This window comes from Rhizobacter sp., from assembly GCA_019635355.1.
GTDB lineage: Bacteria > Pseudomonadota > Gammaproteobacteria > Burkholderiales > Burkholderiaceae_C > Rhizobacter.
This window is the reverse complement of the sequence record JAHBZQ010000001.1, coordinates 1-22,174: the sequence shown is the minus strand read 5'-3', so window position 1 is coordinate 22,174 and position 22,174 is coordinate 1. Positions and strand designations below refer to the sequence as shown.

The 22,174-nt window shown below is 68.8% G+C and carries 21 protein-coding genes; 11 read left to right on the top strand and 10 right to left on the bottom strand.

From position 1 onward, the window contains the following. Positions 1 to 76 precede the first annotated feature (76 nt). Positions 77 to 376, top strand: coding sequence for a 30S ribosomal protein S20 (gene rpsT / locus KF892_00105; protein ID MBX3623384.1), 300 nt, complete (start codon positions 77 to 79; stop codon positions 374 to 376). Positions 377 to 447: 71 nt separating this feature from the next. Here rpsT and KF892_00100 read toward each other — a convergent pair whose 3' ends face one another. Next, complete coding sequence (locus KF892_00100; GenBank protein ID MBX3623383.1) at positions 448 to 783, bottom strand: DUF3579 domain-containing protein; 336 nt, start codon at positions 781 to 783, stop codon at positions 448 to 450. 408 nt (positions 784 to 1,191) lie between these two features. Here KF892_00100 and KF892_00095 point away from each other — a divergent pair, with 408 nt between their 5' ends. From KF892_00095 to KF892_00070, 6 genes are all read left to right on the top strand, one after another. Beyond that, positions 1,192 to 2,361 carry an aspartate aminotransferase family protein gene (locus tag KF892_00095; GenBank protein MBX3623382.1) on the top strand — a complete coding sequence of 390 codons (1,170 nt, stop codon included), beginning with the start codon at positions 1,192 to 1,194 and terminating at the stop codon, positions 2,359 to 2,361. Beyond that, positions 2,358 to 3,290 (top strand): ornithine carbamoyltransferase, encoded by a 933-nt coding sequence (argF, locus tag KF892_00090; protein ID MBX3623381.1) that lies wholly within the window; start codon positions 2,358 to 2,360, stop codon positions 3,288 to 3,290. Before KF892_00095 ends, argF begins: the two co-directional genes overlap by 4 nt. 10 nt (positions 3,291 to 3,300) lie before the next feature. Next, on the top strand, positions 3,301 to 4,044 hold the full coding sequence (locus KF892_00085) for a metallophosphoesterase family protein (GenBank protein ID MBX3623380.1): 744 nt from the start codon (positions 3,301 to 3,303) through the stop codon (positions 4,042 to 4,044). After that, positions 4,034 to 5,518 (top strand): protein kinase, encoded by a 1,485-nt coding sequence (locus KF892_00080; protein MBX3623379.1) that lies wholly within the window; start codon positions 4,034 to 4,036, stop codon positions 5,516 to 5,518. Before KF892_00085 ends, KF892_00080 begins: the two co-directional genes overlap by 11 nt. A gap of 22 nt (positions 5,519 to 5,540) precedes the next feature. Further along, complete coding sequence (locus KF892_00075) at positions 5,541 to 6,371, top strand: AraC family transcriptional regulator (protein ID MBX3623378.1); 831 nt, start codon at positions 5,541 to 5,543, stop codon at positions 6,369 to 6,371. Positions 6,372 to 6,432: 61 nt separating this feature from the next. After that, positions 6,433 to 6,888 (top strand): VOC family protein, encoded by a 456-nt coding sequence (locus KF892_00070; protein ID MBX3623377.1) that lies wholly within the window; start codon positions 6,433 to 6,435, stop codon positions 6,886 to 6,888. Positions 6,889 to 6,904: 16 nt separating this feature from the next. On the opposite strand, the gene KF892_00065 is transcribed toward KF892_00070, so the two are convergent. Together KF892_00065 and KF892_00060 are read right to left on the bottom strand one after the other, a co-directional pair. After that, complete coding sequence (locus tag KF892_00065) at positions 6,905 to 7,411, bottom strand: hypothetical protein (GenBank protein ID MBX3623376.1); 507 nt, start codon at positions 7,409 to 7,411, stop codon at positions 6,905 to 6,907. Between the two features lie 99 nt (positions 7,412 to 7,510). Next, positions 7,511 to 9,061, bottom strand: coding sequence for a Do family serine endopeptidase (locus KF892_00060; protein MBX3623375.1), 1,551 nt, complete (start codon positions 9,059 to 9,061; stop codon positions 7,511 to 7,513). A 187-nt stretch (positions 9,062 to 9,248) separates the two neighbouring features. On the opposite strand from KF892_00060, the gene KF892_00055 reads away from it, so the two are divergent. Continuing rightward, a complete protein-coding gene (locus KF892_00055; GenBank protein ID MBX3623374.1) occupies positions 9,249 to 9,641 on the top strand; it encodes a BLUF domain-containing protein in 393 nt (130 codons plus the stop codon). A 3-nt stretch (positions 9,642 to 9,644) separates the two neighbouring features. On the opposite strand, the gene KF892_00050 is transcribed toward KF892_00055, so the two are convergent. Beyond that, positions 9,645 to 10,538 (bottom strand): ion transporter, encoded by an 894-nt coding sequence (locus KF892_00050; protein ID MBX3623373.1) that lies wholly within the window; start codon positions 10,536 to 10,538, stop codon positions 9,645 to 9,647. 87 nt (positions 10,539 to 10,625) lie between these two features. On the opposite strand from KF892_00050, the gene KF892_00045 reads away from it, so the two are divergent. Further along, positions 10,626 to 13,307, top strand: coding sequence for an excinuclease ABC subunit UvrA (locus KF892_00045; protein MBX3623372.1), 2,682 nt, complete (start codon positions 10,626 to 10,628; stop codon positions 13,305 to 13,307). On the opposite strand, the gene KF892_00040 is transcribed toward KF892_00045, so the two are convergent. Next, the gene (locus KF892_00040) at positions 13,270 to 14,397 is read right to left on the bottom strand and encodes an alanine--glyoxylate aminotransferase family protein (GenBank protein MBX3623371.1); all 1,128 of its coding nucleotides are present in this window, start codon (positions 14,395 to 14,397) and stop codon (positions 13,270 to 13,272) included. The two genes, KF892_00045 and KF892_00040, sit on opposite strands and share 38 nt — an antisense overlap. Positions 14,398 to 14,506: 109 nt before the next feature. On the opposite strand from KF892_00040, the gene KF892_00035 reads away from it, so the two are divergent. Further along, the gene (locus tag KF892_00035) at positions 14,507 to 15,670 is read left to right on the top strand and encodes an HPP family protein (protein MBX3623370.1); all 1,164 of its coding nucleotides are present in this window, start codon (positions 14,507 to 14,509) and stop codon (positions 15,668 to 15,670) included. A gap of 15 nt (positions 15,671 to 15,685) precedes the next feature. Here the strand turns inward: KF892_00035 and KF892_00030 are convergent, their stop codons facing one another. Next, the gene (locus tag KF892_00030; GenBank protein MBX3623369.1) at positions 15,686 to 16,141 is read right to left on the bottom strand and encodes an SRPBCC family protein; all 456 of its coding nucleotides are present in this window, start codon (positions 16,139 to 16,141) and stop codon (positions 15,686 to 15,688) included. Positions 16,142 to 16,312: 171 nt separating this feature from the next. Here KF892_00030 and KF892_00025 point away from each other — a divergent pair, with 171 nt between their 5' ends. Further along, positions 16,313 to 16,741, top strand: coding sequence for a VOC family protein (locus tag KF892_00025; GenBank protein MBX3623368.1), 429 nt, complete (start codon positions 16,313 to 16,315; stop codon positions 16,739 to 16,741). A gap of 25 nt (positions 16,742 to 16,766) precedes the next feature. Here KF892_00025 and uca read toward each other — a convergent pair whose 3' ends face one another. The 4 genes from uca to KF892_00005 form a co-directional block, all read right to left on the bottom strand. Continuing rightward, positions 16,767 to 20,366 carry an urea carboxylase gene (uca, locus tag KF892_00020; protein MBX3623367.1) on the bottom strand — a complete coding sequence of 1,200 codons (3,600 nt, stop codon included), beginning with the start codon at positions 20,364 to 20,366 and terminating at the stop codon, positions 16,767 to 16,769. A 176-nt stretch (positions 20,367 to 20,542) separates the two neighbouring features. Next, entirely contained in the window at positions 20,543 to 21,184 is a 642-nt protein-coding gene (locus tag KF892_00015; protein MBX3623366.1) for an urea carboxylase-associated family protein, read from the bottom strand. Positions 21,185 to 21,194: 10 nt separating this feature from the next. Continuing rightward, positions 21,195 to 21,929, bottom strand: coding sequence for an urea carboxylase-associated family protein (locus KF892_00010; protein MBX3623365.1), 735 nt, complete (start codon positions 21,927 to 21,929; stop codon positions 21,195 to 21,197). Then, positions 21,926 to 22,174 (bottom strand): hypothetical protein (locus KF892_00005; protein MBX3623364.1); only part of this gene is annotated, 249 nt, incomplete at its 5' end. The genes KF892_00010 and KF892_00005, both read right to left, overlap by 4 nt.

Here is a 22,174-nt window from a genome sequence, read left to right as displayed (position 1 = left end):
CGCCTACCCGCCGTTTGCGGCTGCGCGGCTGTGCCTGCTATACTCGCGGACTTCGCTCAAACCGGGTACAAGCTCCATGGCAACCTCCTCCAAAGCCAAAAAGACCGTCCGCATCGCCTCTGGCCGCAAGCGCGTGCGTCAAGACGTCAAGCTGAACGCTGCCAACACCGCGCTGCGCTCGAAGTTCCGCACCGTGATCAAGAACGTCCAGAAGGCTGTTGCCGCTGGCGACAAGGCGAAAGCCACCGAAATCTTCAAGGCCGCCCAGAGCGTGATCGACTCCGTGGCAGACAAGGGCCTCTTTCACAAGAACAAGGCCGCTCGCCACAAGAGCCGCCTGTCGGCCAAGGTCAAGGCCCTCGCCACCGCCGCCTGAAACTGATTTCCCGGTACTGCGAAGAGAAAACCCGCCGAAAGGCGGGTTTTTTCATTTCCGGGGTGGCATCGTCACGCCTGGGGCTTGGACGGCGGTTCCGGCAATAGGCAGGCCTCGGTCACCTGCAGCTCGTTGTCGCGTGCGAAGTTCATGACGAAGTCCCACGCCATGATCTCGATGTCGCGCAGTGCCTCGTTGACGATCACGCATTTCACGCCGTTGATCACCCGCGGCACGCAATACGGCGAGTAGCCGATGAAGGCGCCGGGGCCGCCGGCCGTGGCGCCGCCAGGGCGGAAGCACGACATCGCCCCCGCCAAGCGCTCTGCCCAATCGCTCGGGCGGAAGGTCCTGCCGTCCTTGGTCAGGCCCTGGATGAAAACTTCTCGGGGTTTGGCGGTGGTCATGCGGTGGCACGCGGGGTCGGCACGGCGTGCCGCGCTCGGGTCGTGCCCTGATACGGCCTGCGGTGAAGGCGCTATTGTGCCTCGCATGTGCTGCGATGCAGCACGCGTCGGGGTGAGTTCTGCCACGTCCATGAGGACTTATCGGCTCGCCGCATTGCGCCCTGAAAGCGCGGTGCGTGAACGGGTCCCCGCCGCACCCCACATCGTTCGCGTTTGCCGAACGAGACCTTTGCAAAACTCAACGGGCCATCACCCCTTCCACGAGGCGGTGGCGCCATACACCCCCTTTAGAATCAAACGCCCCAGGCCCGCACTTCCCTGCGGGCCTTGTCTCTTCCAGCGTCATTCTTTCGGAGCCCCTCCATGAACGCCCCCGACAAGCTGTCTGCCTCCCCCATGCCGCACGTGATGCCAACCTATGGCCGCCTGCCGATGGCGCTGGCCTACGGCCGAGGCTGCTGGCTGTGGGACACCAACGGCAAGAAATACCTCGACGGGCTCTCCGGCATCGCGGTCAACACGCTGGGCCACGCGCACCCCAAGCTCGTGCCGGCGCTGCAAGACCAGGTCGGCAAGCTGATGCACAGCTCCAACTACTACCAGGTGCCGCTGCAGGAGCAACTCGCCGCCAAGCTGGTCGAGATCTCGGGCCTGACCAACGTCTTCTTCTGCAACTCGGGCCTCGAAGCCAACGAAGGCGCGCTCAAGATCGCGCGCAAGTTCGGCCATGACAAGGGCATCGAGAAGCCGGAGATCATCGTCTATGAACGCGCCTTCCACGGCCGCTCGATCGCCACGCTCTCGGCCACCGGCAACCCCAAGGTGCAGGCCGGTTTCGGCCCGCTGGTCGAAGGCTTCGTGCGCGTGCCGCTGAACGACATTGCCGCCATCGAGAAGGTCGCCGCGTCCAACCCCAACGTCGTCGCCATCTTCCTGGAAGTGATCCAGGGCGAAGGCGGCATCAACCCCACGCATGCCGAGTACCTGCGCCAGGCCCGCCGCATCTGCGACGAAAAAGGCTGGCTGCTCATGCTCGACGAAGTGCAATGCGGCATGGGCCGCACCGGCAAGTGGTTCGCCCACCAATGGGCCGGCATCAAGCCCGACGTGATGCCACTCGCCAAGGGCCTGGGCTCGGGCGTGCCCATCGGCGCCTTCGTCTGCGGCCCGAAAGCCGCCAACGTGTTCGGCCCCGGCAACCACGGCACCACCTTCGGCGGCAACCCGCTCGCCATGCGCGCCGGTGTCGAGACGCTGCGCATCATGGAAGAGGACAAGCTGCTCGAGAACGCCGCCAGCATGGGCCAGCTGATCACCGAGGGGCTGAAGCGCGAGCTGGGTAGCCTGCCCGGCGTGGTCGACATCCGCGGCCAGGGCCTGATGATCGGCGTCGAGCTCGACCGCCCCTGTGGCGAGCTGCTCGGCCAGGCCGCTGAAGCCGGCCTCATGATCAGCGTGACCGCCGACAAGGTGGTGCGCCTGCTGCCCGCGCTCATCATCAACGCCGACGAGGTGAAGCAGCTGCTCGCCATCCTCTGCCCGCTGATCAAGGCGTTTTTCGCCAAGCCCGCGTCATGAAGCCCGGCATGAGCCTCATCAAGCACTACCTCCAGTTCAAGGACTTGCGCGCCGAGGAATACGCCTACCTCTTCGAGCGCACCGCGATCATCAAGCAGCGCTTCAAGAACTACGAGAAGTACACGCCGCTCACCGACCGCACGCTGGCCATGATCTTCGAGAAGGCCAGCACGCGCACCCGCGTGAGCTTCGAGGCGGGCATGTACCAGATGGGCGGCTCCGTGGTGCACCTCACCACCGGCGACAGCCAGCTCGGCCGCGCCGAGCCGGTGGAAGACTCGGCCAAGGTCATCAGCCGCATGGTCGACCTGGTGATGATCCGCACCTACGAGCAGACCAAGATCGAGACCTTCGCCGCCAACTCGCGCGTGCCGGTCATCAACGGCCTCACCAACGAGTACCACCCCTGCCAGATCCTGGCCGACATCTTCACCTTCATCGAGCACCGCGGCAGCATCCGCGGCAAGACGGTGGCCTGGGTGGGCGACGGCAACAACATGGCCAACACCTGGCTGCAGGCGGCCGACATCCTCGGCTTCACGCTCCACGTGAGCACGCCCACCGGCTACGAGATCGACCCCCAGGTGGCCGGCGTGGCCAACACGCAGTGCCTGAAGACCTTCAAGAACCCGCTCGACGCCTGCCGCGGCGCCCACCTCGTGACCACCGACGTGTGGACGAGCATGGGCTACGAGGCCGAGAACGAAGCCCGCATGAAGGCCTTCGCCGACTGGTGCGTCGACCGCGAGATGATGGCCGTGGCCCAGCCCGATGCGCTCTTCATGCACTGCCTGCCGGCGCACCGCGGCGAAGAGGTGGAGGCCGAGGTCATTGACGGGCCGCAAAGCGTGGTGTGGGACGAGGCCGAGAATCGAATGCACGTCCAGAAGGCGCTGATGGAGTTCCTTCTGCTGGGCCGTATCGGATAACACTCGCCTCATGAAGATCGCCCTCATCACCGACCTCCATGCCAACCGAGAGGCGGTGTCGGAGGTGCTGGCGCACGCCAAGGGGCAGCAGGCCACCAAGTACGTCTTCCTCGGCGACTTCGTCGGCTACGGCGCCGACCCCGCCTGGGTGGTCGACCAGATCCGCGAGCACGTGGCGCAGGGCGCCATCGCCATCCGCGGCAACCACGACGCCGCCACCGTGATCGGCCCGCAGCCCACGATGATCGAAGACGCGCGCTTCACCGTCGCGTGGACGCGCGAGCAGCTCGACGACGCGCAGGTCGACTTCCTCGCAAGCCTCCCGCTCACCGCCGTCGACGATGGCCGTCTCTACGTGCACGCCAACGCCTACGCGCCCGGCGAGTGGGGCTACATCCACGCGCGGGCCGACGCGGTGCGCAGCATGCACGCCACTGCGTGCCGCGTCACCTTCTGCGGCCATGTGCACGAGCCGCGGCTCTACCACCTTGCGCCCACCGGCAAGATCGGCGAGTTCCAGCCCGTGCCGGGCGTGCCGATTCCGCTGTCGCCGCAGCGCCAGTGGCTGGTGATTCCGGGTGCCGCCGGCCAGCCGCGCGACAACAACCCCGCCGCCTGCTACGCCGTCTACGACAGCGAGAGCGCCGAGCTGACGTATTTCCGCGTGCCCTACGACTACGACACGGCCGCGGCCAAGGTGCGGGCCGCCGGCCTGCCGCAACGTCTCGCGAAGCGTTTGGAAGATGGCGGCTGAACTCGACAACCCCCCGAGCAATTTCGGCGCGGCCGCACCGGCCACGCACCCGCTGCGCCCCTTGCAGGCCGGCGAGCTGATCGACCACTTCAAGCTCGAGCGCCACCTGCACCAGGGCGGCATGGCCCACCTGTGGAAAGTGGTCGACGTCAGCAGCGACGACCCGATGGACCTCATCATGAAGGTCCCGCGCATCCTCGGCGGCGAAGATCCGGCGAGCATCGTCGGCTTCGAGGTCGAGCAGATGATCCTGCCCAAGTTGAGCGGCCCGCACGTGCCGCGCTTCGTGGCCAAGGGAGACTTCACCTCGCAGCCCTACATCGTGATGGAGCGCATCCCCGGCGATTCGCTGCGGCCGCTGCTCGACGAAGCGCCGCTGCCCATCGCCAAGGTGGTCGACATCGGCATCAAGGTGGCCACCGCGCTGCACGACCTGCACCGCCAGCACCTGGTGCACCTCGACATCAAGCCGAGCAACATCATGTTCCGCATCACGGGCGAGGCGGTGCTGGTCGACTTCGGCCTCTCGCGCCACGACCAGCTGCCCGACCTGCTCGACGAAGAATTCGAGCTGCCGATGGGCACCGGCCCCTACATCTCGCCCGAGCAGGTGCAGTTCGTGCGCAACGACCCGCGCAGCGACCTCTTCGCGCTCGGCGTCATCCTCTATCACCTGACGACCGGCGAGCGCCCCTTCGGCAACCCCGACTCGGTGCGCGGCCTGCGCGAGCGGCTCTACCAGGACCCGGTGCCGCCGATCAACCTGCGCAAGGACTGCCCGCCCTGGCTGCAGGAAGTCATCCTGCAGGCGCTCGAACCCAATCCCGAGCAGCGCCAGCAGACCGGCGCGCAGCTCGCCTTCCAGCTGCAGAACCCAGCCCAGGTGCCGCTCACCGAGCGCGCCAAGCGGCGCGAGCGCAGCGGCACCATGAAACGCATGTCGCGCTGGTTCTCCGCGCTCGGCGCCGAGCCCAACGCACGCGCCAGCGCCACCACGCAGCTCGCGCGCAGCCCCATCCTGCTCGCCGCCGTCGACGTGGGCGGCGCCGAGCCCGAGCTGCTCGAAGCCCTGCGCCTCACCGCCCTGCGCCTGCTGCAGACCGAGCCCAACGCACGCCTCGCCTGCCTCGCCGTCATGAAGACCGCCCGCATCGGCATGGACGAGCTGCTCGAAGCCGACGGCAGCAGCAAGCACGTCAACCTGCTGGTGCAGCTCAAGCACTGGGCCCGCCCGATCGCGAAAGAGATGAAGCTCGACATGCAGTCCGGCCGCATCACCTTCCATGTGCTGGAAGCGCCCGACCCGGCCACCGCCATCGTGGACTACGCGCGCAAGAACCAGGTCGACCACATCGTGATGGGCGCCCGCAGCAGCGGCGGCCTGCGCCGCTACCTGGGCAGCGTGTCGACCGAGGTCACCGCGCAGTCCGAGTGCAGCGTGACCGTGGTGCGCGCCCCGGCCCGCAGCCAGTAGGCCCTCGTTAGATCGACAGGCCATGTTGCTGACGCGCCGCCCCATCGCCCCGCTGGTGCCGCACGTCGAGATGCTGTGGGCCAGCGAGCGCGGCGCCCTGCCCCACGCGCGCGAGTTCAACCTGCCCACCGGCCGTGCCGACATCGTGATCCCGCTGCTCGACGGCCAGCGCATCAGCCGCTACCGCGGCAGCGACGACCGCGCCGGCGAACACTTCGACGGCGGCGTGCTGCACGGGGCGCACGACCACGCCTGCCAGCGCGACACCACCGGCGCGTCGTGCGTCGTCGGCGTCCACTTCAAACCCGGTGGCGCCGCGGCCTTCTTCGGCGGCGCTCTGCCCGAATTGCGCAACCGCACCGTGCCGCTCGACACCCTCTGGGGCCCGAGCGCCCGCGCGCTGCGCGAGGAGCTGCAAGACACACCGGGCCTGCACGGCCGCCTCTTGCGCCTCGAGGCGTATCTCGTGGCCCGGCTGGCCCTGGCCCCACCCCGCGACAGGCTCGTCGCCCAAGCGGTGCAGGCGATGGCCCACGACCCCACCGGCAATCCGATCGAGCCGCTGCAACGCGCGAGTGGACTCGGCCCTACCCGCTTCATCGCCCGCTTCGAGCAGCAGGTGGGCCTAACGCCCAAGCGCTACGCCCGCGTGCTGCGATTCCAGGCCCTGCTGTCGCGATTGGCCACGGCGCCCTCGAAAGACTGGGCACTCACCGCCGCAGAAGCCGGCTACGCCGACCAGTCCCACCTCATCCGCGATTTCAAGCGCCTCACCGGCATGACGCCCACGGCCTACGCGCCGCTGCAGCCCGATCAGCCCACCCACATGGCCGTGCCCCCGGCAGGGCGGTGAAAAAACCTCCAATACACGCCGACCCCGGCGGCCTAGCATGGGTCATCACCAGGAGCCACCCATGAAGAACAGCATCCACGAGTTGTACGCCTACCTCTGCGTGCCGAGCGCGCAACAGGCCGTCGATTTCTACACGCAGGCCTTCGGCGCCGAAGAGCTGTACCGGTTGACCGAGCCCTCTGGCCGCGTCGGTCACGTCGAGCTGCAGATGGGGCCGAGCGCGGTGCTGATGCTCTCGGAGGAGTACCCCGAGTACGGCATCACCGCGCCGCCGGCGCAGGGCCTGTCGGGCATGGTCGTGCACCTGCACGTCGACGACTGCGACGCGATGGGCGAGCAGGCCGTGGCCTGTGGTGCCACGCTGCTGAGCCCGCCCACCAACCAGTTCTACGGCGAGCGCTCTTGCAAGCTGCGCGACCCGTTCGGCCACACCTGGCTCATTGGCCACTCGATCGAGAAGGTGGCGCCGCAGGAGATGCAGCGGCGCTACACCGAGCTGATGCAAAACGGAGGCTGACGCCTCCGTGGCTTGATCACTCGGTGGTCCCGTCCGGGAACACGACGATGGTGCGGGCCGGCTTCGCGCCGCTCACCGACACACGCGCCTCCTTCACCTTGCCGTTGAGCGTGGTCTCCACCTTGTACTGCCCCGGCGGCACCTTCGCCCACAGGTAGGGGCCTTCGGTCTTGGTCTCGAGCACCACGTCGCCGCTCTTGGCGTCGATCACGCGCACGTCGGCATCGGCGGTGAAGGCGTTGCGTGCGCCATCACGCTCGTAGACCTCGATGTTGAGCGGGAACTGGCTGCGCGCGGCGTTGAAGGCCGGCAGTTGCTCGTAGGGGATGCCGCCCGACACGAAGCTCACGTTGCCGGAGGTCTGCACCTCGGGCAGCGGCACCGCCTCGCCCGGCAGCACCGAGCGGGCCGAGGCCCCGGGCGGTGGCGAGGCAGGATCGTCTTGCGCCTTGGCCGGGTGGCCCGCCAACGCCAGGGCGGCGATGGCGGCCGGGATCAGCAGGTGCGGAATCGAATTCTTCATGGCGTCCTCTCAAGGTTGTTGGAAGGTACGTCTTTGTCGCTCAATTCCGCCCTGCTGTTTCGCCGTCAACGCATGTCGCGGCCAAGTCCTACGGCCTCATCAGCCGAGGTTCACCGGCACGAAGATCCGTTCTCCGTCACGCTCGACCAGCAGCGCCACGCTCTTCGGTTTGCTCGACATCACGCTCTTGATCTGCTCGACCGAGGTGACCGGCTTGCCGTTGATGGCGATGAGCACGTCACCGCGCTCGATGCCGGCGCGAGCGGCGGCTCCCGTCACGTTCTCGACCAGCAGGCTGCCTTCGGTCTCGACCTGGCGGCGCTCGTCGCGCGACAGCGGCCGCAGGGCCAGGCCGAGCTGGCCAGCGCGGTCGGCCTGCTCGTCGTTGGCGGCCTGCTGCTGCGCGTCTTCGGCGCCGCCGAGCGTGGCGTCGACGTCGATCTGGCCACGGTCGCGCCAGACCTTGAGCTTCACCTTGTCGCCGGGGCTGGCCATGCCGATCAGGCTGCTCAGCGAGCCCGAACGCACCACCGGCTCGCCGTTCACCTCGGTGATCACGTCACCCGGCTTCAGGCCCGCCTTGGCGGCCGCGCTGTTGCGCGACACGCTGGCCACGAGTGCGCCGTCGGGCCGCTTCATGCCGAAGGATTCGGCGAGCGACTGGTTCACGTCCTGCACCGTCACGCCGAGGCGGCCGTGCTGGGCCTTGCCGGTGGCGACGATCTGGTCTTTCACCTTCAACGCCACGTCGATGGGGATCGCGAACGACAGGCCCTGGTAGCCACCCGACTGCGAGTAGATCTGGGCGTTGATGCCCACCACCGTACCACTGCCGTCGAAGAGCGGGCCGCCCGAGTTGCCGGGGTTCACCGCCGCATCGGTCTGGATGAAAGGCACCACCGAATCGCCGGGCAGCGAGCGGCCCTTGGCGCTCACGATGCCTTGCGTGGCGGTCTGCTCGAAACCGAAGGGCGAGCCGATGGCCATCACCGGGTCACCCACCTCCAGCTGCTTGGGGTTGCCCAGGCGCACGGTCGGCAGGTCTTTCGCGTTGATGCGCAGCACCGCCACGTCGGTGGTCGGGTCGCTGCCCAGCACCTTGGCGGTGAACTCGCGGCGGTCGCTCAGCTTCACCGTCACGTCCTTCGCCTCACGCACCACGTGCGCGTTGGTGAGGATGAGGCCATCGGCGCTGATGATGAAGCCCGAGCCCTGGCCGCGGAACGGCTGCTCCGGGATGCCGCCGCGCCCACGCGGCGCCTGCATGCCCGGCAGGCCGCGGAAGAATTTGAAGAAGGGGTCGTTCTCGAAGCCGGGCGGCAGCCCGCCCTGCATCTGCTGCTCGTCGGCCGAGAGCTTGTGCGTGCCCGACACCGTGACACCGACCACGGCCGGCCCCGCCTGCGCAAAGATCGCGCGGTAGTTGGGCACCACGGCCTGCGCCGGGATGGGCGCGACCGGCGCCATCGCCGCCGCTGCGACCGTGGCGCCGGTGGTCGAAGGTGTGGCGGCGGCGACCACCGCCGGTGGGGTCGAGGGCGCTGCTTCCGCCTTGTCCTGGAACCACGGCTTCAGGCTGAACGCCCCAGCCGTGCCCATTGCGAGGACACCCGCGGCCACCAGGGTGGCATTCAGAGGGTTGAGTTTCATGGCGAGCCTTTCTTTTCAAGAGAACCGGGCGGGGCCACCCCCGCATGCGGCCACGATAGAAAGGCCCGATGAAGGCATTCTTAGGCGAGCGTTAGGTGAACGTTAAGCCGCGGGCCCCTGAAAAGGGCAGGTTTGCCAGGCGTCTTCCGCCCATGCCGCACGACCGTCCACCGATACCCTTCAGCCTGTGGACCGTCCCGACCTGTATCAGATCTTCTATGTGAGCCGCTCGCTCGCCTCGCGCGAGCAGGTGCACGACATCGTGGCCAACGCGCGCCAGCTCAACGCACGCCGCCAGTTGACCGGCTCGTTGCTCTACACGGGCGGGCATTTCGCGCACCTGATCGAAGGGCCGGCCGCCACGTTGGCCGAGACGATGGTGGCCATCACCGCCGACCACCGGCACGACACCGTGCGCACGCTGGTCAAGGGGCGACTCGACGCGCGCCGCTACGGCGAGGCGCAGATGGCCTACACCGAAGCCCCGGGGGCCAACGAGCTGATCGCCAACCTGATCGGCACGCGCCGCGTCAACACCCGGCGGGCCCAGCGCGTGCTGGACCTGATGTTCAAGCCCTGAGCGTCACTTCGGCGTCGTCACCGACGGCAGCGCCGCACCGCAGTCGCGGCAGAAGCGGTCCGACATCGAGTGCCCGTCGCTGCCGCAGGCCATGCAATGGCGCGTGCGCGGGCGCAGCTTCTGCGCGGTGAACTCAGCGCTCACGATGCCGGTGGGCACGGCCAGCGTGCCCCAGCCGAGCAGCATCATGATCGACGCGATGAAGCGCCCGAGGTCGGTCTTGGGTGTGATGTCGCCAAAGCCCACCGTCGTCATCGTGGTGATGGCCCAATACACGCCGGTCGGGATGTTGTGGAAGCCGTGTGCCGGCCCCTCCACCACGTACATCAGCGTGCCCATGATGAGCACCACCATCATCACGAACGACAGGAAGACGAAGATCTTGCGGCGCGACTCGTAGAGCGCCCGCCCGAGCGCGCCGTATTCGGCGATGTAGGCGCTGAGCTTGAAGATGCGGAAGATGCGCAAGAGCCGCAGCACCCGCACGTCGATCAGCGCATGAAGCCCCGGCACGAGGATGGCGAGGTAGGTGGGCAGCACCGCCACCAGGTCGATCACACCGAACACGCTGCGGGCATAGCGCATGGGCCGCTGCACGCACACGAGCCGGGCGATGTACTCGAGCGTGAAGAGCAGCGTGAAGCTCCACTCGAGCACGGTGAAGACGCTCCCGTAGGCCGCGTGGATGGACGCAATGCTGTCGAGCACCACCACCGCAAGGCTCGCGAGGATGAGGCCGATCAGCACTTCGTCGAACAACTTGCCCGCCGGCGTGTCCGCTTCGAAGATCACTCGGAAGAGCTGGAGCCGCCACCCGCCAGCGGGCCGGCCATAGGGGTGGAGTTCGGCGTCGGAGCCCTCGCGCGGCGCGGCACGGGTCGGTGTGGCATTGCTCATGGGCGCCGATCGTATGCGAGCCGAGGGCAGGAGCGCGTCAGGAGCGACGGCGGACGATGGGCATGTGAATTGCCGAAGTCTCGTGCCATGCCCAAGCTCACCCCAGCCCACACCTCTGTCCAAGTGCCGCCACAAGACGGCTTCGTGCGCGTGCGCGGCGCGCGCGAGCACAACCTGAAGAACGTCGACCTCGACGTGCCGCGCAACGCGCTCGTCGTCTTCAGCGGCGTCTCCGGCTCGGGCAAGTCGTCGCTCGCGTTCGGCACGCTCTACGCCGAGGCGCAGCGGCGCTACTTCGAATCGGTCGCGCCCTATGCGCGCCGCCTCATCGACCAGGTGGGCGTGCCCGACGTCGACTCCATCGACGGCCTGCCCCCAGCGGTGGCCTTGCAGCAGCAGCGCGGCACGCCCAGCACGCGCTCGACGGTGGCGAGCGTCACCACCATCGGCAGCCTCTTGCGCATGCTGTATTCGCGCGCCGGCACCTACCCGCCCGGCCAGCCGATGCTCTTCGCCGAAGACTTCTCGCCCAACACGCCGCAAGGCGCCTGCCCCGTGTGCCACGGCCTCGGGCATGTGTACGAGGTGACCGAACAATCGATGGTGCCCGACGACTCGCTCACCATCCGCGAGCGTGCGGTGGCCGCCTGGCCGCCCGCGTGGCACGGGCAGAACCTGCGCGACATCCTCGTCACGCTGGGCTACGACGTGGACACACCCTGGCGCGATCTGCCGAAGAAAGACCGCCAGTGGATCCTCTTCACCGACGAGCAGCCCACCGTGCCCGTCTACGCCGGCTTCACCCCGGCCGAGACGCGCGCCGCGCTGCGCCGCAAGGAGGAGCCGAGCTACCACGGCACCTTCACCGGTGCGCGCAAGTACGTGCTGCAGACCTTCGCCACCACGCAGAGCGCGCTGATGAAAAGGCGTGTCTCGCGCTACATGGTGGGCAGCCTCTGCGCGCAATGCCAGGGCAAGCGGCTCAAGCGCGAGGCGCTGGGCGTCACCTTTGCGGGCCTGGACATCGGCGAGCTGGCGCAGATGCCGCTCACGCAGTTGGCCGACGCGTTGCGGCCCGCCGCAGAAGGCCGCTTCGAAATCGACCCCACCGCATCACCCGCCCTGAGCCGCTCGGCCACCCGCGAGCACACGGCGCGCCGCGTGGCTGCGGGCGGCGCGGCGCATGCGGCCGCGCCCGACGTGCGCCTCACCCCTCACCAGTCGGAAGAAAAACGCATCGCCGCCCAGCGCATCGCGCACGACGTGCTGGAACGCGTGAGCACGCTGTGCGACCTGGGCCTGGGCTACCTCTCGCTCGACCGCAGCACGCCCACGCTTTCGCCCGGCGAGCTGCAGCGGGTGCGCCTGGCCACGCAGATCCGCTCCAACCTCTTCGGCGTGGTCTACGTGCTCGACGAACCTTCGGCTGGCCTGCACCCCGCCGACGGCGAAGCGCTGCTGCGCGCGCTCGGGCGGCTGAAGGACGGAGGCAACTCGATCTTCGTCGTCGAGCACGACGTGTCGCTGATGCGCCGCGCCGACTGGCTGGTCGACGTGGGGCCCGACGCGGGTGAACTCGGCGGGCAGGTGCTCTACAGCGGGCCGCCCGAGGGGCTGCGCGAGGTGGCCGGGTCCCACACCGCGAAGCACCTCTTCGGCGCGCGGCGGCTCGTTGCGCCACAGCGCCCCGTCACACGCTGGCTCACGCTCGAAAGCGTGACCTGCCACAACCTGCGCGGCCTCGACGCGCGCTTTCCCCTCGGCGCCTTCACCTGCGTCACCGGCGTGTCGGGCTCGGGCAAGTCGAGCCTCGTGAGCCAGGCGCTGGTGCAGCTCGTGTCAGCGCAGCTCGGCCACGAGCCCCCACCCGCCGACGACGAAGGCGACGATGCCGCCGGCGAGATCACCGAAACTGCACGCGGCCGCATCGGCTCGGGCATGGAGGCCATCCGCCGCCTGGTGCGCGTCGACCAGAAACCCATCGGCCGCACGCCACGCTCCAACCTCGCCACCTACACCGGCCTCTTTGACCACGTGCGCAAGCTCTTCGCCGCCACGCCCGCGGCCCGCAAGCGCCGCTTCGATGCCGGGCGTTTTTCGTTCAACGTGGCCAAGGGCCGCTGCGACACCTGCGAAGGCGAAGGCTTCGTGAGCGTCGAGCTGCTCTTCATGCCGAGCGTCTATGCCCCCTGCCCCACCTGCCACGGCGCGCGCTACAACGAGCAGACGCTCACGGTCACGTGGCGCGAGAAGAACATCGCGCAAGTCCTCGGTATGACGGTGAGCGAGGCGCTGGCCTTCTTCGCCGACGAAGCCCCGCTGCGCCGGCCCTTGCAGCTGCTGCAGGACATCGGCCTCGGCTACCTGCGCCTGGGCCAGCCGGCCACCGAACTGTCGGGCGGCGAAGCCCAGCGCATCAAGCTCGCCACCGAGCTGCAACGCTCGCAGCGCGGCGACACGCTCTACGTGCTCGACGAGCCCACGACCGGCCTGCACGCATCAGACGTCGACCGGCTGATGGCGCAGCTCAACGGCCTGGTCGACGCCGGCAACACGGTGGTGGTGGTCGAGCACGACATGCGCGTGGCCGCCGCGAGCGACTGGGTGATCGACATGGGCCCCGGCGCGGGGCAAGAGGGCGGCCGGCAGGTGGCCTGCGGCCGGCCCGCCGAGGTGGCGCAGGCGGCCGGCAGCCGCACCGCGCCCTACCTCGCGCAGGCCCTGGGCGCTGCTAGCGAATCTGCTTCAACGCAGCGTCGAGCTGGCTGACGGTGCGGTCGATGTTGCCGAGCTTGTCGAGCCCGAAGAGGCCGATGCGCCAGGTCTTGAAGTCGGCTCCCTCGTCGCACTGCAGCGGCACGCCGGCCGCCGTCTGCAGGCCCGCGGCGAGGAATTTCTTCGACGACTGGATCTCGGGGTCGCTCGTGTAGCTCACCACCACGCCCGGCGCCTCGTAGCCGGGCGCAGCCACGCTCTTGAAGCCGTTTTTCGCGAGCAGCGCGCGCACCTTGCTGCCCAGCTCCTGCTGCGCGGCACGCGCCTTCTCGAAGCCGAAGGCTTTCGTTTCGAGCATCACGTCGCGCACGCGGGTCAGAGCATCGGTGGGCATCGTCGTGTGGTAGCTGTAGGCGCCGCCTTCGTAGCTTTCCATGATGGCGAGCCACTTCTTCAGGTCGCAGGCGAAGCTGGTGCTGGTGGTCTGGTCGATGCGGGCACGGGCCCGCTCGCCGAGCATCACGAAGGCGCAGCCAGGCGAGCCGCTCCAGCCCTTCTGCGGCGCGCTGATCAGCACGTCGACGTGGTTCTTCACCATGTCGACCCACATCGCCCCCGAGGCGATGCAATCGAGCACGAAGAGGCCGCCCGCGGCCGTCACGGCCTGGCCCACGGCGCGCAGGTAGTCGTCTGGCAGCAGCATGCCGCTCGCCGTTTCCACGTGCGCGGCAAACACCGCGGCCGGCTTCTCGCGCTCGATGGCGGCCACCACTTCGTCGATGGAGGCCGGTGCAAACGGCGCGTCGGGTGCGGCGCCGATGCGCTTGGCCTTGAGCACGGTGGCAGACGAAGGGATGTTCCCCATCTCGAAGATCTGCGTCCAGCGGAAGCTGAACCACCCGTTGCGGATCACGAGCACCTTCTGGTTGGTGGCGAACTGGCGCGCCACCGCTTCCATGCCGAAGGTGCCGCTGCCGGGCACCACGATCGCGGCCTTGGCGTTGTAGGCCTCCTTCAGCGTGGCCGAGATGTCGCGCATCACCCCCTGGAATTTCTTCGACATGTGGTTGAGCGCGCGATCGGTGTAGACGACCGAAAACTCGAGCAGGCCTTCGGGGTCGACGTGGGGCAGCAGTCCGGGCATGGTGGGGTCTCTCGCAAGGGTGAAGCTGGGGTCTCAGCGAACGGATGCGGGCCAGCTTAGCACCCGGCCACAATGCGTGCCTTCCCCGTTTGGCGCGTCGACCAGCCCCATGTCCAGCACCGATCTCATCACCTCGCCGCTTCGTTCGCGTATCGCCCAGCGCCTCTCCGACCTGAGGCCCGCCGCCCTGCCGGTCGACGCGCGCGAACGCTGGCGCGTGGCCACGGGCGCGGGCATCGGCATCCTGTGCACCGCCCTGCTGAGCCTCGCCGCCACGCACGGCGTGGGCGCGCTGGCCGGCCTGCCGTGGCTCATCGCGCCGCTGGGCGCGAGCGCGGTGCTGGTGTTCGGCCTGCCGGCGAGCCCGCTGGCGCAGCCGTGGTCGGTGGTGGGTGGCAACACGGTCTCCGCGCTGGTGGGCATCGCGGTCACGATGCTGCTGGGCAGCTCGCCCAGCACTGCCGCGCTGGCCGTGGCCCTGGCGATCGCCGCGATGTTCGCCACCCGCTGCCTGCACCCGCCGGGCGGTGCCAGCGCGCTGCTGGTGGTGCTGTCGAACGTGCACGACCCGGCCTTTGCGTTCACCCCCGTCTTCACGCATTCGCTGGCCCTGGCGGTGGCCGGCATCGCCTACAACAACGCGACCGGCAAACGCTACCCGCACGGCCAGAGCCTGGCCACGCCGGTGCCGAGCGCGCCCAAGCCGGTCTTCAGCGAAGCCGACCTCGACGCCGTGCTGCGCCGCTACAACCAGGTGCTCGACATCAGCCGCGACGACCTGCAGGCGCTGCTCGCGCAGACCGAACTCGAGGCCTACCGCCGCCGCCTCGGCGAGCTGCGCTGCCGCGACGTGATGTCGACCGATCTCGTCACGGTGGAATTCGGCGACTCGCTGCAAGACGCCTGGAAGCTCCTGCGAGAGCGCCGCATCAAGGCCCTGCCCGTGGTCGACAAGGTCAGGCGCGTGGTGGGCGTGGTGACGCTCGCCGACTTCATGCGCCACGCCGACCTCGACTTCCACCACGGCTGGGTGGAGCGCCTGCGCAGTTTCCTCACACCCTCGCCCACGCCCTATGCCAACAAGCCCGAGACCGTGGGCCAGATCATGGTGCGCCAGGTGCGCGTGGCCAGCGCCGACCGGCACTTGAGCGAGCTGGTGCCGCTCTTCGCCGACACCGGCCACCACCACATCCCCATCATCGACGACGACAAGCGGCTCGTTGGCATCATCACGCAGTCGGACGTGGTGGCGGCCTTGTGCCGCAGCGCCTGAATCGGCGCGGTTGCTTCAGCCCGGGATCTCGGGCTCGACCAAGAGGGCGAGCTGCGCGAGCGATTCCTGCCAGCCCAGCATGCAGCCATCGACCGGGATCACGCTCGGAATGCCTTCCTGCGTGATGTGCAGCGCCGTGCCGCAGCTCACCTTCATCAGCGTGACCGTGGTCTTGATCTCGCCCGGCAGGCCAGGGTCGTCAAACACCGCCACGTAGGCCAGCCGCTCGCCCGGCTTCATCTCGAGGAAGGTGGTGGTGAAGCCGTGGGTGTGGCCCGACGAGAAGTTGGTGAACGACATCGTGTAGCGGCCGTTCACCCGCGCGTCCATCTCGTGGACCTTGCCGGTGAACCCATTGGGCGGCAGCCACTTGGCAAGCGCTTCGGCATCGACGAAGGCGCGGTACAGCCGCTCGGGCGTGGTGCGCAGCACGCGGTGCAGGCGCACGGTGTTGGTCGTGGTGGCGTTCATGGTTTGTCTTCCTTTCATCAGAGGACGACCCTCTGTTGGCACGACGGGCGACGGCGCCCGGTTTCGACATGCCCGTCAGCAGTTTTTTGCAGCGCCCTGACAGGCCCTGACACCCGCCACGGCACGCCGCCTGCTGGCTAGGATGGTCCGAAGTCACCACAGGAGCCATTCATGGAAACCAACGAACTGCACCGCGGCCGCCTTCTCGACCACCTGCAACTCGTCGTGCGCGACCTGCCGGCCAGCCAGCGCTTCTACACGGCCGTGCTCGAAGTGCTGGGCATCCCGATCGGCGGCACCGGCGACGGCTTCTTCTGGGCCGACGAGCTCTTCGTCTCCACCGCCGACAGCCAGGCGGCGCAGGGCCACCTCACCGGCCGCCACCACTTCGCGTTCCAGGCGAAAGACCGCGCGACGGTCGATGCCTTTCACAAGGCCGCGCTGGCCAGTGGCGGCAAGGACAACGGCGCGCCCGGCGAGCGGCCTTACCACCCCGGCTATTACGCGGCCTTCGTGATCGACCCGGATGGCAACAACGTCGAGGCCGTCTTCCACGGCCCGGCCAAGCGCAGCGCCGAGTCGGTGAAGCTCACCTTCTAGCGCGACCTCACGCCTCGTCGCGGCCTCAGGCCTCGTCAATCACCACCACGTACTGCCCGGCCCGCACCGGCGAACCGGGCTGCACGCGAACCTCGCGCACCGTGCCGGCCGAGGGCGACTGCAGTGAGATCTCCATCTTCATCGACTCGAGGATGACCAGCACGTCGCCCGCCGCCACCTTCTGGCCCACGCTCACCTGCAGCTGCCACAGGTTGCCGGCCACGAAGCTCTCGACGCCGCATTGGCCGGGCTTGAGCGGCACCTCGTCGCCCGTGGCCACGGCCGCTTCTTCGCTCTCGAAATGCGCCTGGCCGCTGGCGATCCAGCGTTCGCGCTCGGCATGGAAGGCCGCCTGCTGCTGCGCACGGAAGGCCGCAATGCCCTCGGCCTCGCGCGCGAGGAAGGCCTGGTAGTCGGCCAGCGCCAGCGTGGTGGGCTCGATGCGCAAGGGGTAGCGCCCGAGCGGAAAGTCGCGGCGGATGCGCAGCAGCTCCTCGGCGGATACCGGGTAGAACCGGATCTGATCGAAGAAGCGCAGCAACCACGGCTTGCCGTCGAAGGCAGGGGTGTCGCGGTAGCGGTTCCACATCTGCAGCGTGCGGCCGACGAACTGGTAGCCGCCCGGCCCTTCCATGCCATACACGCACAGGTAGGCGCCGCCGATGCCCACCGAGTTCTCTGCCGTCCAGGTGCGCGCCGGGTTGTATTTCGTCGTGACGAGGCGGTGGCGCGGGTCGAGCGGCGTGGCGACCGGCGCGCCGAGGTACACGTCGCCCAGGCCCATCACCAGGTAGCTGGCATCGAACACCGTGCGTTGCACCGCGTCGAGGTCGGGCAGGTCGTTGATGCGGCGGATGAACTCGAGGTTGCTTGGGCACCAGGGTGCGTCCTTGCGCACGGTGGTCATGTACTTCTGGATCGCGAGCTGACAGGCCGGGTCGTCCCACGACAGCGGCAGGTGCACGATGCGCGAAGGCACCTGCAGGTCTTGCGAGGCGCACACGCCATCCCACAAGCCGGCAAGCGTCTGCAGCAGGCGATCGAGCGGCAGCACGTCGGGCGCGTAGTGCACTTGCAGCGAGCGGATGCCAGGGGTGAGGTCGATCACGCCGTCGAGCGCCTGCGCTTCGAGCGTGCGCATCAGCGCATGCGCGCGGAAGCGCAGCACCAGGTCGAGCTCGGGGTCGCCGATCTCCAGCAGCAAGTGCGTGTCGCCGGCGAGGCGCGCGACGAGGCGTTTGTCGCCCGTGCCGAGGTCGAGCACGATGGGCGACGCGAGCGGCGCGGGCTGCCACGGCACGCTCACCGCCGTGAGTGACGCCACCTCGTCTTCACGCGCTTGCGCGAGCCGCCGTGCGGTGGCGATGTCGACCGGCACGAAGCGCAGCTTGTCGCCGGCCTTCAGCTGGCCGAGCTGCCACAGGTCGGCCTCGATCACCGTCACCGGGCAGACGAAGCCGCCAAGGCTCGGGCCGTCGGGGCCGAGGATCACCGGCATGTCGCCGGTGAAGTCGACCGCGCCGATGGCGTAGGGGTTGTCGTGGATGTTCGAGGGGTGCAGGCCCGCCTCGCCGCCGCTGTCGCGCACCCACTCGGGCTTGGGGCCGATCAGGCGCACGCCAGTGCGGCTGGAGTTGAAGTGAACCTCCCACTCGGTGGCGAAGAAGGTACCGATGTAGGCCGGCGTGAAGTACTCGGGCGCGCCGTGCGGGCCGTAGACCACGCGCAGCTCGCGCACGCTGCCGAGCGAAGTGCCCAGCGCGGGCGGCAGGCTGGTGCCGGCGGACGCGTCAACGAGCGCGGCGAGGTGCAGCACGTCGCCCGCACGCAGCGCGCGGCCCACATGCCCGCCGAACTGGCCGAGCGTGAAGGTGCTCTTCGAGCCGAGGTAGTCGGGCACGTCGATGCCGCCGCGCAGGCCCAGATAGCTGCGCGCGCCGGCGCCGGCGATGCTGCCCAGGCGCAGCACTGCACCGGCGGGAATGGCGAGCGACGTGTCCATCGGCTGGGGCCGGCCATCGAGCTCGATGGCGATCGCCGCGCCGGTGAGCGCCACCACCGCCGCGGTGTTGAAGCGCAGCGTCGGCCCGTTCATCGTGATCTCGAGCCCGGCCGCATCGGCCGCATTGCCGAGCAGGCGGTTGGCCAGGCGCAGCGCGCGGCTGTCCATCGGGCCCGAGGGCGGCACGCCCACCGCCCAGTAGCCGAGTCGGCCTGGGTGGTCCTGCACCGTGGTCTGCGTGCCGCCGGCCAGCACTTCGACGGTGTCGGCACGGTAGGTGAGTTGCTCCAGGCAACGTGTCCACGGCGAGCCGCTCGCGAACGGCGCATCGGCGAGGATCTGCCGCAGGTACGTGCGGTTGGTCTCCACGCCGTAGAGCTGTGTCTGGCCAAGCGCCGCGTCCAGCGCCGCACGCGCCTCATCACGGCTCGGCGCCCAGGTGATCAGCTTCGCGATCATCGGGTCGAAGAAGGGCGGGATCTCGCAGCCGGCTTCCACCCAGGTGTCGATGCGCAAGGCCTGCCCATCGGCGGCCGGGAACTGCACCTGCGTCAGCAGCCCAGGCGACGGCTGGAAGTTGCGGCCCGGGTCTTCGGCATAGAGCCGCGCCTGGATCGCATGGCCTCGCGGTGCAAGCCCCTTCGCCAGCTCGGCCAGCGGCGGCAGGTCACCCGCCGCCAGCTCGACCATCCAGCGCACGAGGTCGACGCCCCATACCTGCTCGGTCACGCCGTGCTCCACCTGCAGCCGCGTGTTCACTTCCAGGAAATAGAAACGCTCCGCCTCGCTGTCGTAGACGAACTCCACCGTGCCGGCGCTGCGGTAGCTCACGGCTTTGCCGAGCTGGATCGCCGCGGCGCACAAGGCCTCGGCCATGCCAGCGGGCAGGTTGGGTGCGGGGGTTTCTTCCAGCACCTTCTGGTTGCGCCGCTGCACCGAGCAGTCGCGCACGCCGAGCGCGAGCACGCCGCCTTGGCCGTCGCCGAAGATCTGCACTTCGAGGTGGCGCGCGCGCTGGATGTACTTCTCGATGAAGACACCCGCATCGGCGAAGTTGCTTTGCCCGAGGTGCCGCACCGCATCGAAGGCATCGGCCAGCTCGCGTGCGTCGCGGCACACGCGCATGCCGATGCCGCCGCCGCCGGCGGTGCTCTTGAGCATCACCGGGTAGCCCACTTCCTCGCCGGCCTTCAGCGCATGCCCGACGTCGTCGAGCAGGCCGGTGCCTTCGAGCATGGGCACGCCTTGTTCCTTTGCGATGGCACGCGCGGTGTGCTTGAGGCCGAACACGCGCAGCTGCTCCGGCGTCGGCCCGACGAAGGCGATGCCGGCCGCTTCGCAGGCCTCGGCAAAGGCGGCGTTCTCGGAGAGGAAGCCATAGCCTGGGTGGATGGCGGTGGCGCCGCTCTTGCGCGCCGCGGCGAGGATCTTGTCGACGACGAGGTAGGTCTGCGCGGCCGGCCCGTCACCGAGGCTCAGCGCCTCATCGGCCTGCGCGATGTGCAGGCTGGCCGCGTCGGCCTCGGAGAACACAGCCACACCTTGCACGCCCAGCGTGCGCAAGGTGCGCAGGATGCGGCAGGCGATGGCGCCGCGGTTGGCAATGAGCAGCTTGTCGAACATGGGGCGTCCTTCGATGGGGGCGGGCCGTCCCGCAAATGGAAGGTGCGCGCCGTGGTCGTCCACGGCGGGGTGTCTTGGGGTGCCGGGCCGTCAGCGCCGGGGTGGGCTGCCGTACAGGCCGGCGCGGGTCTTCAAGAAGCCGTAGAGCGCCGCGCGCAGGCGGCGCCAGTGCGTCATCAGTTCCATACCAGCACCTCCGCGGGCGTCGGGTTCCAGCCGTTGCAGGGGTTGTTGAGCTGCGGGCAGTTGGAGATGAGCACGATCACGTCGCGCTCGGCGCGCAGCTCGACGTACTTGCCCGGTGCGGAGATGCCGTCCTCGAAGGTGAGGCCGCCTTCGGGCGTGACCGGCACGTTCATGAAGAAGTTGATGTTGGCGGCGATGTCGCGCTTGTTCATGCGCCCGTCGCGCAAGCAGGCACAGAGGAAATTGTCGCGGCAGCTGTGCATGTAGCGCTTGCCGAGCGCATAGCGCACCGTGTTGCTCTCCTGCGCGCAGGCGCCGCCCAGCGTGTCGTGGCGGCCGCAGGTGTCGGCCACGATGGTGAGCAGCGGGTTGCCGAGGTTGGAGTACAGCACCGTGCCGGTGGTGAGGTAGGCCTTGTTCTGGCGGCGCATGGTGCGCTGCGCGTCGTAGCGCTCGCGCGGGTTGGCGGCGCTGTAGAAGAGCGTGTCGACGGCCTGGTTGCCTTCGAGGTCGAGCAGGCGCACGGTCTGGCCGGCTTTCACCTCGAAGAGGTAGGGCTCGCCGGCGGGGATCACGTGGCGGAAGACAGCGTCGTCCGCGCGCAGCTCGCTGTTGGTGAGGGAGGTGGTCATGGCGGGCTCCTCAGAGATGGAAGCGCTCGGTGTTGTGGAAGGCGCGCTCGTTCTCCGGGCGCGACCTGCGGCAGGCGAGGCTGAGCCCCTCGCTGTGCGCTTCGCCCCAAGTGAGCTGCACCGGGCGCGGCGCGTATTCGGGGCTCGGGTCCATCGGGTGTTGCAGCGCGGTGAGCACGACCAGCGTGTCCATCGGCGCGTAGAGCTCCACGTGGTCGCCAGGCTTCGAGTGGCCGGGAACGAAGTGGAAGGCGCCCTCGTCGTCGACCGTCACCTTGCTGAAGAGGTTGACCACCATCAGCAGGTCTTGCAGGTCGAGGTTCCACTTGCCCATCTCGACCAGCAGGTTGTCGTGGCCGTTGCGGAAGAAGTCGTTGCGCAGCTCCTGGTAGCGGCCGGCACCGTATTTCTCGCGCACCTCGTCGGCGTTGAGCACCCCCCCGAAGGGGTCGTGCCAGCCGCAGCTGTCGGCGGTGATGGCGGCGAGCACGCGGCCCATGTCGGAGTAGAGGCAGTGGCCGGCGGTGAGGCGGGCGGTGTGCTGGCCCTTGAGCGTGTCGGGCAGGTTGAGGCGCTCGCTCGGCTGGTGCGCATTGAGCAGCATCAGGCTCACGTTGGCGCCGCCCTGCACGTCGGTCAGGCGCAGCACCTGGCCGCGCTTCAAGATGAAGGAGGTGTGGCCGCCGCCGGGAACGGTCTCTTCGTAGAGCGTGGCGCGGATCGCCAGCGATTCGGGGGTCGTCATGTTGGCTCCTGTGAAGTGACCAGGGCCTGCGCGGGCAGCAGCGACGCGATCGGCGCGCCCGAGGCGAGCCGGCCCTGGTTGAGCGGAATGTCGTAGGTGATGCGCGCGCCATAGGCCTGCGGCGCCTGCGGGTCGATGCGCACCTTGTCGAACACGAGCAGGCGCGTGCCGAGGTTGAAGCCTTCCGACAGGTCGTGCGTGACCATGAAGACGGTGAGCTTCGTCTCGCGCCACAGCTCCAGCAG